General features: G+C 55.6%; 11 protein-coding genes. All 11 read left to right on the top strand.

Annotation, left to right across the window (positions count from 1 at the left end):
* The first annotated feature begins 2 nt into the window (after nucleotides 1-2).
* The 11 genes from murD (at nucleotide 3) to secA (ending at nucleotide 13,941) form a co-directional block, all read left to right on the top strand.
* The gene (gene murD, locus CMQ96_RS23030) at nucleotides 3-1,319 is read left to right on the top strand and encodes a UDP-N-acetylmuramoyl-L-alanine--D-glutamate ligase (RefSeq protein WP_098067378.1); all 1,317 of its coding nucleotides are present in this window, start codon (nucleotides 3-5) and stop codon (nucleotides 1,317-1,319) included.
* A complete protein-coding gene (ftsW, locus tag CMQ96_RS23025; RefSeq protein ID WP_098067377.1) occupies nucleotides 1,319-2,593 on the top strand; it encodes a cell division protein FtsW in 1,275 nt (424 codons plus the stop codon). Before murD ends, ftsW begins: the two co-directional genes overlap by 1 nt.
* The gene (gene murG, locus CMQ96_RS23020) at nucleotides 2,590-3,660 is read left to right on the top strand and encodes an undecaprenyldiphospho-muramoylpentapeptide beta-N-acetylglucosaminyltransferase (protein ID WP_098067376.1); all 1,071 of its coding nucleotides are present in this window, start codon (nucleotides 2,590-2,592) and stop codon (nucleotides 3,658-3,660) included. The genes ftsW and murG overlap by 4 nt, the downstream gene beginning before the upstream one ends.
* A 47-nt stretch (nucleotides 3,661-3,707) precedes the next feature.
* Nucleotides 3,708-5,183 carry a UDP-N-acetylmuramate--L-alanine ligase gene (gene murC / locus CMQ96_RS23015; protein WP_024360312.1) on the top strand — a complete coding sequence of 492 codons (1,476 nt, stop codon included), beginning with the start codon at nucleotides 3,708-3,710 and terminating at the stop codon, nucleotides 5,181-5,183.
* Nucleotides 5,176-6,096 carry a D-alanine--D-alanine ligase gene (locus CMQ96_RS23010; protein ID WP_004872176.1) on the top strand — a complete coding sequence of 307 codons (921 nt, stop codon included), beginning with the start codon at nucleotides 5,176-5,178 and terminating at the stop codon, nucleotides 6,094-6,096. The genes murC and CMQ96_RS23010 overlap by 8 nt, the downstream gene beginning before the upstream one ends.
* Before the next feature lies 1 nt (nucleotide 6,097).
* A complete protein-coding gene (gene ftsQ, locus CMQ96_RS23005) occupies nucleotides 6,098-6,931 on the top strand; it encodes a cell division protein FtsQ (RefSeq protein WP_024360314.1) in 834 nt (277 codons plus the stop codon).
* Entirely contained in the window at nucleotides 6,928-8,184 is a 1,257-nt protein-coding gene (gene ftsA / locus CMQ96_RS23000; protein ID WP_004098594.1) for a cell division protein FtsA, read from the top strand. The genes ftsQ and ftsA overlap by 4 nt, the downstream gene beginning before the upstream one ends.
* A 62-nt stretch (nucleotides 8,185-8,246) precedes the next feature.
* Nucleotides 8,247-9,398 (top strand): cell division protein FtsZ, encoded by a 1,152-nt coding sequence (gene ftsZ / locus CMQ96_RS22995; protein ID WP_004098597.1) that lies wholly within the window; start codon nucleotides 8,247-8,249, stop codon nucleotides 9,396-9,398.
* A gap of 100 nt (nucleotides 9,399-9,498) precedes the next feature.
* A complete protein-coding gene (gene lpxC / locus CMQ96_RS22990; RefSeq protein WP_004098599.1) occupies nucleotides 9,499-10,416 on the top strand; it encodes a UDP-3-O-acyl-N-acetylglucosamine deacetylase in 918 nt (305 codons plus the stop codon).
* Between the two features lie 247 nt (nucleotides 10,417-10,663).
* A complete protein-coding gene (secM, locus tag CMQ96_RS22985) occupies nucleotides 10,664-11,173 on the top strand; it encodes a secA translation cis-regulator SecM (RefSeq protein ID WP_004872173.1) in 510 nt (169 codons plus the stop codon).
* Nucleotides 11,174-11,235: 62 nt separating this feature from the next.
* Complete coding sequence (gene secA, locus CMQ96_RS22980; RefSeq protein WP_024360315.1) at nucleotides 11,236-13,941, top strand: preprotein translocase subunit SecA; 2,706 nt, start codon at nucleotides 11,236-11,238, stop codon at nucleotides 13,939-13,941.
* Nucleotides 13,942-13,999 lie beyond the last annotated feature (58 nt).

Raw genomic sequence — 13,999 nt, 5'->3', positions numbered from 1 at the left:
TCATGGCAGATTATCAGGGTAAAAAAGTCGTCATTATTGGGCTGGGTATGACCGGCCTGTCATGCGTGGACTTTTTCATGGCCCGCGGCGTGACGCCGCGGGTGATGGATACCCGCGTTGCGCCTGCGGGGCTGGATAAACTGCCGGAAGCCGTTGAGCGCTATGTTGGCGGTCTGAACGAAGACTGGCTGTTGACGGCTGACCTGATTGTCGCCAGCCCGGGCATCGCGTTGGCGCATCCTTCCCTGAGCGCGGCGGCGGATGCAGGCGTAGAAATTGTCGGCGATATCGAACTGTTCTGCCGCGAGGCGCAGGCGCCGATTATTGCTATCACCGGGTCTAACGGTAAAAGCACCGTCACTTCGCTGGTAGGGGAAATGGCGAAGGCGGCGGGTCTGAACGTCGGCGTAGGCGGCAATATTGGCCTGCCGGCGCTGATGCTGCTGGATCCTGAGCGCGAACTCTATGTCCTGGAGTTTTCCAGCTTCCAGCTGGAAACCACTTCGAGCCTGCGGGCGGTAGCGGCGACGATCCTTAACGTCACCGAAGATCATATGGACCGCTATCCGCTGGGGCTCCAGCAGTACCGCGCCGCCAAACTGCGAGTTTACGAAAATGCGCGAGCCTGTATCGTCAACGCCGACGATGCGTTAACCATGCCGGTACGCGGCGCTGACGATCGTTGCATTAGCTTCGGCGTAGACGTTGGCGACTATCACCTGAATCGTCAGCAAGGGGAAACCTGGCTGCGCGTTAAAGGCGAGAAAGTGCTCAACGTCAAAGAGATGAAGATTAGCGGCCAGCACAACTACAGTAACGCCCTGGCTGCGCTGGCCCTGGCGGACGCCGCAGGTTTGCCGCGCGCCAGCAGCCTGAAAGCGCTGACGACATTTACCGGCCTGGCGCATCGTTTCCAGCAGGTGCTGGAGCACAACGGCGTGCGCTGGATCAACGATTCTAAAGCCACGAACGTCGGCAGTACTGAAGCGGCGCTCAATGGACTGCATCTTGACGGAACGCTGTATCTGCTGCTGGGCGGCGATGGGAAATCGGCTGATTTCACGCCGTTAAGCCGTTACCTGACCGGCGACCACGTCCGCCTGTACTGCTTTGGCCGCGACGGCGCGCAGTTGGCTGCCCTTCGCCCGGATGTCGCTGTGCAAACGGAAACCATGGAGCAGGCGATGCGCCAGATTGCGCCACAGGTTGTCCCGGGCGATATGGTTCTGCTATCCCCGGCGTGCGCCAGCCTCGATCAGTTTAAAAACTTTGAACAACGCGGCGACGTCTTTGCTCGCCTGGCGAAGGAGTTAGGTTGATGCGTTTATCACTCCCGCGCCTGAAAATGCCACGGCTGAGACTGCCACGGCTGAGACTGCCGCGTCTGCCGGGAATGTTTATTTTCGCATGGCTGTTCGCCGCGCTGAAAGGCTGGGTGATGGGCTCGCGGCAAAAAGATACCGATAGTCTGGTGATGTATGACCGGATGCTGCTGTGGCTGACCTTTGGCCTGGCCGCGATCGGCTTCATTATGGTGACCTCGGCGTCGATGCCGGTAGGCCAGCGTCTGGCTAACGACCCATTTCTGTTTGCCAAGCGCGATGGCTTATACATCCTGCTGGCTTTAGGGCTGGCGATGGTGACGCTGCGCCTGCCGATGGAGTTCTGGCAGCGCCATAGTACCGCGATGCTGATCGCCTCTATCGTCATGCTGCTGATTGTTCTGGTGGTCGGCAGCTCGGTCAACGGCGCATCGCGCTGGATTGCGCTGGGGCCGCTGCGTATCCAGCCTGCGGAGTTCACCAAGCTGTCGCTGTTCTGCTACATCGCCAACTACCTGGTGCGTAAAGGCGACGAAGTGCGTAACAACCTGCGCGGCTTTTTAAAGCCGATGGGCGTGATTTTCGTACTGGCGATTTTACTGCTGGCGCAGCCTGACCTCGGGACCGTCGTCGTGCTGTTTGTGACCACCCTGGCCATGTTGTTCCTGGCGGGGGCCAAGCTGTGGCAGTTCATCGCCATTATCGGGATGGGGATCTCAGCGGTTGTCCTGCTGATTCTCGCCGAGCCGTATCGTATTCGCCGCGTAACCTCTTTCTGGAACCCGTGGGAAGATCCGTTCGGCAGCGGCTATCAGCTGACCCAGTCGCTGATGGCTTTTGGTCGCGGCGAAATGTGGGGGCAAGGCCTGGGCAATTCGGTGCAGAAACTGGAGTATTTGCCGGAGGCGCATACCGATTTCATCTTCGCCATTATCGGCGAAGAGCTCGGTTATATCGGTGTGGTACTCGCTCTTTTAATGGTATTCTTCGTCGCTTTTCGCGCCATGTCCATTGGCCGTAAGGCGCTGGAGATTGACCACCGTTTCTCCGGATTTCTGGCCTGCGCCATTGGAATTTGGTTTAGCTTCCAGGCTTTGGTTAACGTCGGCGCGGCGGCGGGTATGCTGCCAACTAAAGGCCTGACGCTGCCGCTGATCAGCTACGGCGGGTCAAGCTTGCTGATTATGTCGACGGCCATCATGTTGCTGTTACGAATTGATTATGAAACGCGCCTGGAAAAAGCCCAGGCGTTTACACGGGGTGTTCGATGAGCGGTCAGGAAAAGCGGTTAATGGTGATGGCGGGCGGTACCGGCGGACATGTGTTCCCGGGACTGGCGGTTGCGCACCATTTAATGGACCAGGGCTGGCAGGTTCGCTGGCTGGGCACCGCGGATCGTATGGAAGCGGATTTAGTGCCGAAGAACGGCATTGAAATTGATTTCATTCAGATTTCCGGCCTGCGCGGCAAGGGCCTGAAGGCGCAGCTGCTGGCGCCGGTGCGTATTTTCAACGCCTGGCGTCAGGCGCGGGCGATTATGCAGCGCTTTCAGCCGGACGTGGTGCTGGGTATGGGCGGATACGTTTCCGGCCCCGGCGGTCTGGCGGCATGGTCGCTGGGGATCCCGGTTGTGCTGCATGAACAGAACGGTATTGCCGGCCTGACGAATAAATGGCTGGCGAAAATCGCTAAAAAAGTGATGCAGGCGTTCCCCGGCGCTTTCCCGCATGCTGATGTTGTGGGTAACCCGGTTCGCACCGATGTGCTGGCGCTGGCGCTGCCGGAGCAGCGGTTAGCCGGACGTCAGGGACCGATTCGCGTATTGGTGGTGGGTGGTTCGCAGGGCGCGCGCGTGCTCAATCAGACGATGCCGCAGGTGGCGGCGAAGCTCGGTGTTTCTGTCACCATCTGGCACCAGAGCGGTAAAGGCGGTCAGAAAACCGTGCAGCAGGCCTATTGCGATGCCGGGCAGCCTCAGCACAAAGTTACCGAGTTTATTGACGACATGGCGGCGGCATATGCCTGGGCCGATGTTGTTGTGTGTCGTTCCGGAGCGCTGACGGTGAGCGAAATTGCCGCCGCTGGTTTACCGGCGCTGTTTGTGCCTTTTCAGCACAAAGATCGTCAGCAGTACTGGAATGCGCTGCCGCTGGAGAAAGCCGGGGCAGCGAAGATCCTTGAGCAGCCGCAGTTTACCGTGGAGGCCGTCGCGCAAACCCTGGCAAGTTGGGATCGCGAAACGCTGCTGGATATGGCGGAGCGAGCGCGTAGAGCCTCGATTCCGGACGCTACCGAACGGGTAGCAGAAGAAGTGAGCGCCGCAGCACTGGCGCGCTAATCGCGGTGATGATCACCGTCCGAATAAAGAAGTTGATGGCGTAAAGAATGAATACACAAGATCTGGCAAAACTGCGTTCCATAGTGCCCGAGATGCGTCGCGTCCGGCACATTCACTTTGTTGGCATTGGCGGTGCCGGCATGGGCGGTATTGCCGAAGTTCTGGCCAACGAAGGTTATCAGATTAGCGGCTCCGATCTGGCGCCGAATCCGGTGACTCAGCAGCTGGCTCAGCTTGGCGCCACGATTTATTTCAACCATCGCCCTGAGAATGTGCGCGATGCGAGCGTTGTCGTCGTTTCCAGCGCAATTTCTGCGGATAACCCGGAGATTGTCGCCGCCCACGAAGCGCGTATTCCGGTTATTCGTCGCGCCGAGATGCTGGCGGAGCTGATGCGTTTTCGTCACGGCATTGCCATTGCTGGCACGCACGGAAAAACCACGACCACGGCGATGGTATCGAGCATTTATGCTGAAGCGGGACTTGATCCAACCTTCGTAAACGGCGGTCTGGTGAAAGCCGCTGGCGTCCACGCCCGTCTTGGCCACAGCCGCTACCTGATTGCCGAAGCGGACGAGAGCGACGCTTCGTTCCTGCATTTACAACCGATGGTTGCTATCGTGACCAATATCGAAGCCGATCATATGGATACCTACCATGGCGACTTCGAAAACCTGAAGCAGACGTTTATTAACTTCCTGCACAATCTGCCGTTCTACGGTCGTGCGGTGATGTGCGTGGACGATCCGGTTATCCGTGAACTGCTGCCGCGCGTTGGCCGCCAGATAACCACCTACGGCTTCAGCGATGATGCCGACGTTCGCGTGGAAGAGTATCGTCAGGTCGGCGCCCAGGGGCATTTCCGTCTGGTACGTCAGGATAAAGATGTTATTCAGGTAACGCTGAACGCTCCAGGTCGCCACAATGCGCTGAATGCGGCGGCGGCGGTGGCCGTTGCGACGGAAGAGGGTATTGATGATGAAGCTATCCTGCGCGCGCTGGAAAGCTTCCAGGGTACCGGCCGTCGTTTTGATTTCCTTGGCGAATACCCGTTAGCTGAGGTTAACGGTAAAAGCGGCACCGCGATGCTGATCGATGATTATGGCCATCATCCTACGGAAGTGGATGCCACCATCAAAGCGGCGCGGGCGGGCTGGCCGGATAAAAATCTGGTTATGCTGTTTCAGCCGCATCGTTTTACCCGTACGCGCGATCTGTACGACGATTTCGCCAACGTGCTGACCCAGGTTGACGCGCTGCTGATGCTGGACGTTTATTCCGCTGGCGAAGCCGCCATTCCTGGCGCCGATAGCCGCTCGCTGTGCCGTACGATTCGCGGGCGCGGTAAAGTCGACCCGATCCTGGTTTCCGACCCGGCGCAAGCGGCGGAAATGTTGGCTTCGGTATTGACCGGCAACGATCTGGTGCTGGTTCAGGGGGCGGGAAATATCGGAAAAATCGCTCGTCACCTGGCGGAAATCAAATTGCAACCGCAAACAACGCAGGAGGAACGCCATGGCTGATAAAATCGCGGTCCTCTTCGGCGGAACCTCCGCTGAACGTGAAGTCTCGCTCAATTCAGGTTCGGCGGTGCTTGCCGGTCTGCGTGAAGCTGGTGTCGATGCGCATCCTGTCGACCCGCGCGATACCGATATTACCCAATTGAAAAATATGGGTTTTCAGAAAGCGTTTATTGCGTTGCACGGCCGCGGCGGCGAAGATGGTACGTTGCAGGGGCTGCTGGAGCTCATTCAACTCCCCTACACGGGCAGCGGCGTGATGGCTTCGGCTATCTCAATGGATAAGCTGCGCAGTAAATTACTGTGGCAGGGCGCGGGGTTACCCGTTGCGCCATGGGTTGCGCTAACGCGTAAACAGTTCGACGCGGGGCTTTCTGCTGAAGTTGAACAGCAAATCTCGGCCCTCGGACTGCCATTAATTATAAAACCGAGCCGGGAAGGCTCCAGCGTCGGTATGTCCAAAGTCAACGAAAGTTGTGCATTACAAAATGCACTGGCGCTGGCTTTTCAGCATGATGATGAAGTTCTGATTGAAAAATGGCTCAGTGGGCCGGAATTTACTGTCGCCATCGTCGGAGAAGAAATTTTACCGTCAATACGTATCCAGGCGGCTGGAACCTTCTATGATTATGAAGCAAAGTATCTCTCTGATGAAACGCAATATTTCTGCCCAGGTTTTGAAGATCCCGCGCGCGAGTCGGAAATCCAGGCTCTGGTACAAAAAGCCTGGGAGAGTCTTGGCTGTTACGGCTGGGGACGAATTGATGTGATGCTGGACAGCGATGGCCAGTTTTATCTGCTGGAAGCAAACACCTCTCCTGGCATGACCAGCCATAGCCTGGTGCCAATGGCGGCGCGTCAGGCCGGGATGAGCTTCTCGCAGCTTGTTGTACGAATTCTGGACCTGGCGGGGTGATATGTCGCAGGCTGCGCTGAATACGCGGAACCACGAAGAGGAAGAAGAAACTTCTTCGCGTCGAAGTAATGGCTCTCGTCTGGCTGGTATTTTCTTCCTGCTGGCGGTGCTCTGTACCGTGCTGGTCAGCGGATGGATGGTTCTGGGCTGGATGGAGGATGCACAGCGATTACCGCTGTCAAAGATGGTGGTCACCGGTGAGCGTCACTACACGCGCAACGATGATATCCGTCAGGCGATTCTGGCATTAGGGTCGCCGGGCACCTTTATGACGCAGGACGTCAATATAATTCAAAGCCAGATTGAACGTCTGCCGTGGATTAAGCAGGCGAGCGTCAGAAAGCAGTGGCCGGACGAATTGAAGATTCATCTGGTTGAATATGTGCCGATTGCGCGCTGGAATGATCAGCATATGGTAGACGTGGACGGAAATTCTTTCAGCGTGCCGTCAGATCGCACCAGTAAACAGAATTTACCGATGTTGTACGGCCCGGAAGGCAGCGAGAACGAAGTTCTTCAGGGATACCGCGACATGGGGCAGGTGCTGGCAAAGGATAAGTTCACGTTGAAAGTGGCGGCAATGACCGCGCGTCGTTCCTGGCAGTTGACGCTGAATAACGATATTAAGCTCAACCTTGGCCGGGGTGACACCATGAAACGGCTTCAGCGCTTTATGGAACTCTACCCGGTTCTTCAGCAGCAGGCGCAGACCGACGGCAAACGGATAAGCTACGTTGATTTGCGTTATGACTCGGGAGCGGCAGTCGGTTGGGTACCGGCTCCCGTAGAGGAAACTCAACAACAACAGAATCAGGCACAGGCAGAACAACAATGATCAAGGCGACGGACAGAAAACTGGTAGTTGGACTGGAGATTGGCACCGCTAAGGTTGCCGCTTTAGTAGGGGAAGTTCTGCCCGACGGTATGATTAATATCATTGGCGTGGGCAGTTGCCCATCGCGTGGTATGGATAAAGGCGGAGTGAACGACCTGGAATCCGTGGTGAAATGCGTACAGCGCGCCATTGACCAGGCCGAACTGATGGCGGATTGCCAGATCTCGTCAGTCTATCTGGCGCTTTCAGGCAAACATATCAGCTGTCAAAATGAAATTGGCATGGTGCCGATTTCAGAAGAAGAAGTGACGCAGGACGACGTTGAAAACGTGGTACATACCGCGAAATCGGTTCGCGTGCGCGACGAACATCGCGTTCTGCACGTTATCCCGCAGGAGTACGCCATCGACTACCAGGAGGGAATCAAAAACCCCGTCGGATTGTCTGGCGTACGTATGCAGGCGAAAGTGCATTTAATTACCTGCCATAACGATATGGCGAAAAATATTGTCAAAGCGGTAGAACGTTGCGGTCTGAAAGTTGATCAGCTCATTTTCGCCGGTTTAGCCGCCAGCTATTCCGTATTAACGGAAGACGAACGTGAACTGGGTGTCTGCGTGGTGGACATCGGCGGTGGTACAATGGATATCGCGGTATATACCGGCGGCGCGCTGCGTCATACCAAAGTGATCCCGTACGCGGGCAACGTGGTGACCAGCGATATTGCTTACGCTTTCGGTACGCCGCCGAGCGACGCGGAAGCCATTAAAGTGCGTCACGGCTGTGCGCTGGGCTCCATCGTTGGTAAAGATGAAAACGTCGAAGTACCGAGCGTGGGCGGGCGTCCGCCCCGCAGCCTGCAGCGTCAGACGCTGGCAGAGGTGATTGAGCCACGCTATACCGAATTGCTCAACCTCGTGAATGAAGAGATTCTGCAACTGCAGGAACAGCTGCGTCAGCAAGGTGTGAAGCACCACCTGGCGGCAGGCATTGTATTAACCGGCGGTGCGGCGCAAATAGAAGGACTTGCCGCCTGCGCGCAGCGCGTATTCCATACGCAGGTGAGAATTGGCGCGCCGCTGAACATTACCGGATTAACGGATTATGCCCAGGAGCCGTATTACTCGACGGCGGTTGGGTTGCTGCACTACGGGAAGGAATCTCATCTCAGTGGTGAAGCAGAAGTGGAAAAACGCGTAACGGTCGGGTCGTGGATCAAACGACTCAACAGTTGGTTGCGAAAAGAGTTTTAATTTTTTAAGAGAACGCAGAAAATTAGCGATCTCAGGCGACAGGCACAACGGAGAGAGAAATTATGTTTGAACCTATGGAACTGACCAACGACGCGGTGATTAAAGTCATCGGCGTCGGCGGCGGCGGCGGTAACGCCGTTGAGCACATGGTGCGCGAGCGCATTGAGGGTGTTGAGTTTTTCGCGGTGAACACCGACGCGCAGGCTCTGCGCAAAACGGCTGTTGGCCAGACTATTCAGATCGGTAGCGGTATTACCAAAGGTCTGGGCGCAGGCGCAAACCCGGAAGTCGGCCGTAACGCAGCGGATGAAGACCGTGAAGCGTTGCGTGCCGCTCTTGACGGCGCCGACATGGTGTTTATCGCAGCCGGCATGGGCGGCGGTACCGGAACCGGTGCTGCGCCAGTGGTTGCTGAAGTTGCAAAAGATTTAGGTATCCTGACCGTTGCAGTGGTGACTAAGCCTTTCAATTTTGAAGGCAAGAAACGTATGGCGTTCGCTGAGCAGGGTATCACCGAGCTATCCAAGCACGTCGACTCGCTGATCACCATCCCGAACGACAAGCTGCTGAAAGTACTGGGCCGCGGCATTTCTCTGCTTGACGCCTTCGGCGCCGCAAACGATGTGCTGAAAGGCGCGGTGCAGGGTATCGCTGAACTGATCACCCGTCCTGGCCTGATGAACGTCGACTTTGCGGATGTGCGTACCGTGATGTCTGAAATGGGCTACGCCATGATGGGCTCCGGCGTGGCGAGCGGCGAAGACCGTGCGGAAGAAGCGGCTGAAATGGCGATTTCTTCTCCGCTGCTGGAAGATATCGATCTGTCCGGCGCGCGTGGCGTTCTGGTCAACATCACTGCGGGCTTCGATCTGCGTCTGGATGAGTTCGAGACCGTGGGTAATACTATCCGCGCATTTGCTTCGGATAACGCCACCGTGGTTATCGGTACTTCTCTGGACCCGGATATGAACGACGAACTGCGCGTAACCGTTGTTGCCACCGGTATCGGTATGGACAAACGTCCGGAAATTACTCTGGTGACTAACAAGCAGGTGCAGCAGCCGGTGATGGATCGTTACCAGCAGCACGGTATGTCTCCATTGACTCAAGAGCAGAAACCGGCCGCAAAAGTGGTCAACGACAATACGCCGCAGGCGGCGAAAGAGCCGGATTATCTGGATATCCCAGCCTTCCTGCGTAAGCAAGCCGATTAAGAATTGGCTGGAAGTTGGGCATCTGCGCTCTTTGTGCTAAACTGGCCTGCCGAATGTATAGTACACTTCGGTTGGATAGGTAACTTGGCGAGATTATACGATGATCAAACAAAGGACTCTTAAACGTATCGTTCAGGCGACTGGCGTCGGTTTGCATACCGGCAAGAAAGTCACCCTGACGTTACGCCCTGCGCCGGCAAATACCGGGGTCATCTATCGTCGCACCGACTTGAATCCACCGGTTGATTTTCCGGCTGATGCCAAATCTGTGCGTGATACCATGCTCTGTACTTGCCTGGTCAACGAGCATGACGTGCGGATATCGACGGTCGAGCACCTCAATGCTGCATTGGCTGGCTTGGGTATCGACAACATTATTATTGAAGTCGATGCGCCGGAAGTCCCGATTATGGACGGTAGTGCGGCTCCGTTCGTTTATCTGTTGCTGGATGCCGGCATCGATGAACTGAACTGCGCTAAGAAATTTGTGCGTATCAAAGAGACGGTTCGCGTTGAAGATGGCGATAAATGGGCTGAATTCAAACCGTATAATGGTTTTTCACTGGACTTCACCATTGATTTTAACCATCCGGCGATTGACTCCAGCAGCCAGCGCTACGCAATGAACTTCTCGGCTGATGCGTTTATGCGCCAGATTAGCCGCGCGCGTACCTTCGGCTTCATGCGTGATATCGAATATCTGCAGTCCCGCGGCCTGTGCCTAGGCGGCAGCTTCGATTGTGCCATCGTTGTTGACGATTATCGCGTACTGAACGAAGACGGTCTGCGTTTTGAAGATGAGTTTGTCCGTCACAAAATGCTGGATGCCATTGGCGACCTCTTTATGTGTGGTCACAATATTATCGGTGCATTTACGGCATACAAATCCGGTCACGCGCTGAATAACAAACTGCTGCAGGCTGTTCTGGCAAAACAGGAAGCCTGGGAGTATGTGACCTTCGAGGACGACGCAGAAATGCCGCTGGCGTTCCGCGCTCCGACGCTGGTTCTGGCATAAGTCAGACCCGGCAGTAAATTCGACTGGTAACCTGGTACTCTCTCCGGCCAGGGAGCCAGTCGTTTTCTTTTTTATATTCTCGCTGCGTCCTGCTTTGATTTTTAACTGCATTTTTTGCGCGTTCGTTCCTTTTTTAAACGTTTTTACCCCGCCTGAGACCTCATTCCTGCTGCCGTGAAGACGTATTAATGTTAGTATTTGGACGCAAAATATTTCTCAGGGTTGCTACCAACAAAAGGTAACGTAAGTGAGTGGATTGCTGACGCGCTGGCGACAGTTTGGCAGACGGTATTTCTGGCCGCATCTCCTGTTGGGGATGGTCGCGGCTAGTCTCGGCCTGCCTGCGCTTAGCAATGGTCATGAACATGAGACCGCGTCGCCCGCTAAAACGACGTCCAGCAACCATAATCCTGCGAAAGTTAATTTTTCTCAGCTAGCGCTGCTGGAATCTTCCAGCCGTCGACCTAATTTCACCGTTGATTACTGGCATCAGCACGCCATTCGTACGGTTATTCGCCATCTCTCTTTTGCGATGGCGCCGCAGGCGCTGCCGGTAGCGGAAGAGTCTTCACCGCTTCAGGCGCAGCATCTGGCTCTGCTTGACACGCTTAGCGCGCTGTTGACGCAGGAGAGTACACCTCCTGCCATTGTTCGCCTAGCGGCATACAACCCCTCTTTTTCCCACCGCGCGTTTCGCGTCTGTACCTGGATTAGCCAGGTTACCGGCATTCGCGCCGGGCCTCAACGCCTCAGCTAAACCAAAAACGGACCATTCTATTTTTTTGTGACTCCGCAGCGCGGGGCGTTTGAGATTTTATTATGCTAATCAAATTATTAACTAAAGTATTCGGCAGCCGTAACGACCGTACGCTGCGTCGTATGCGCAAAGCCGTCAACGTGATCAACGCCATGGAACCTTCCATGGAAAAGCTTTCCGATGACGAACTGAAAGGGAAAACCGCGGAGTTCCGCGCTCGCCTGGAAAAAGGTGAAAGCCTGGAGAGCCTGATCCCGGAAGCCTTTGCCGTCGTGCGTGAAGCCAGTAAGCGCGTCTTCGGTATGCGTCACTTTGACGTTCAGCTGCTCGGCGGCATGGTCCTCAACGACCGCTGTATTGCAGAAATGCGTACCGGTGAAGGTAAAACGCTGACCGCAACGCTGCCTGCCTATCTGAATGCGCTGACCGGCAAAGGCGTTCACGTGGTCACCGTCAACGATTATCTGGCACAGCGTGATGCGGAGAACAACCGCCCCCTGTTTGAATTCCTGGGGATGACCGTTGGGATTAACATGTCCGGCCTGCCTGCGCCGGCCAAGCGTGAAGCCTACGCAGCCGATATCACCTACGGCACCAACAACGAATATGGCTTTGACTATCTGCGCGACAACATGGCGTTCAGTCCTGAAGAGCGCGTGCAGCGCAAACTGCACTATGCGCTGGTGGATGAAGTCGACTCCATTCTGATCGATGAAGCGCGTACCCCGCTTATCATTTCCGGCCCGGCTGAAGACAGCTCGGAAATGTATAAGAAAGTGAACAAGATCATTCCGCACCTGGTACGTCAGGATAAAGAAGACTCCGAGACCTTTACCGGCGAAGGACACTTCTCCGTTGATGAGAAAGCGCGTCAGGTAAACCTGACCGAACGCGGTCTGGTGCTGATTGAAGAGCTGCTGGTAAACGAAGGTATTATGGAAGAAGGCGAGTCGCTGTACTCACCGACTAATATCATGCTGATGCACCATGTGACCGCCGCGCTGCGCGCGCACGTGCTGTTTACCCGCGATGTTGATTACATCGTTAAAGATGGCGAAGTGATCATCGTCGACGAACATACCGGCCGTACGATGCAGGGGCGCCGCTGGTCCGATGGTCTGCACCAGGCCGTTGAAGCAAAAGAAGGCGTTGATATTCAGAACGAAAACCAGACGCTGGCTTCAATTACCTTCCAGAACTATTTCCGCCTGTACGAGAAGCTGGCGGGGATGACCGGTACTGCCGATACCGAAGCGTTTGAATTTAGTTCGATCTACAAGCTGGATACCGTTGTGGTTCCGACCAACCGCCCGATGATTCGTAAAGACATGGCGGACCTGGTTTATATGACCGAAGCGGAAAAAATCCAGGCCATTATCGAAGATATCAAACAGCGTACCGCCGCTGGCCAGCCGGTGCTGGTGGGGACCATTTCTATCGAAAAATCAGAAGTGGTCTCTAATGAATTGACGAAGGCGGGCATCAAGCACAACGTGCTGAACGCGAAATTCCATGCCAGCGAAGCGGATATCGTCGCTCAGGCGGGTTATCCGTCTGCGGTGACCATTGCGACCAACATGGCCGGTCGTGGTACCGACATTATGCTCGGCGGTAGCTGGCAGGCTGAGATCGCCCAGTTGGAAGACCCGACTCCGGAACAGATTGCGCAGATCAAAGCCGACTGGCAGGTTCGTCACGATGCGGTGCTGGCTGCGGGTGGTCTGCATATTATCGGTACCGAACGCCATGAGTCTCGCCGTATTGATAACCAGCTGCGCGGTCGTTCAGGCCGTCAGGGGGACGCCGGTTCTTCCCGTTTCTATCTGTCGATGGAAGATGCTCTGATGCGTATCTTCGCTTCTGACCGCGTGTCCGGCATGATGCGTAAACTGGGTATGAAGCCGGGTGAGGCTATCGAACATCCATGGGTGACCAAAGCGATCGCCAACGCGCAGCGTAAAGTCGAGAGCCGCAACTTCGATATCCGTAAGCAGCTGCTGGAATATGACGATGTGGCTAACGATCAGCGTCGCGCTATTTACACCCAGCGAAATGAGCTGCTCGACGTGACCGACGTGAGCGAGACGATTAACAGCATTCGTGAAGACGTATTTAAAGCGACCATCGATGCCCATATTCCTCCGCAGTCGCTGGAAGAGATGTGGGATATCGAAGGCCTGCAGGAGCGTCTGAAAAATGATTTCGACCTCGATCTGCCGCTCAAAGAGTGGCTGGATAAAGAGCCGGAGCTGCATGAAGAAACGCTGCGCGAGCGTATTCTGCAGAGCGCCATTGAAACCTATCAGCGCAAGGAAGAAGTGGTTGGCGCTGAAATGATGCGTCACTTTGAAAAAGGCGTCATGCTGCAAACGCTGGACTCCCTGTGGAAAGAGCATCTGGCAGCGATGGACTACCTGCGTCAGGGCATCCATCTGCGCGGCTATGCGCAGAAAGATCCGAAGCAGGAATATAAGCGTGAATCTTTCTCCATGTTCGCTTCAATGCTGGAGTCCCTGAAGTATGAAGTGATCAGTACGCTGAGCAAAGTTCAGGTGCGGATGCCGGAAGAGGTGGAAGCGATGGAGCAGCAGCGTCGTGAAGAAGCTGAGCGTTTGGCGCAGATGCAGCAGTTGAGCCACCAGGATGATGATACCGCTGCCGCGGAGGCGCTGGCTGAACAAACCGGCGAGCGTAAAGTGGGTCGTAACGATCCGTGTCCGTGCGGCTCCGGTAAAAAATATAAGCAGTGCCACGGTCGTCTGAGCTAAGCTTTACAATCTTGAATACCAGGGCGCAGATATCTGCGCCTTTTTTATGGAACAAGGA

The sequence above is a fragment of the Klebsiella sp. MBT K-1 genome (genome assembly GCF_002556465.1).
Lineage (GTDB): Bacteria > Pseudomonadota > Gammaproteobacteria > Enterobacterales > Enterobacteriaceae > Klebsiella > Klebsiella grimontii.
The sequence above is the reverse complement of the archived record's forward strand: the minus strand, read 5'-3'. Positions and strand labels throughout refer to the sequence as shown.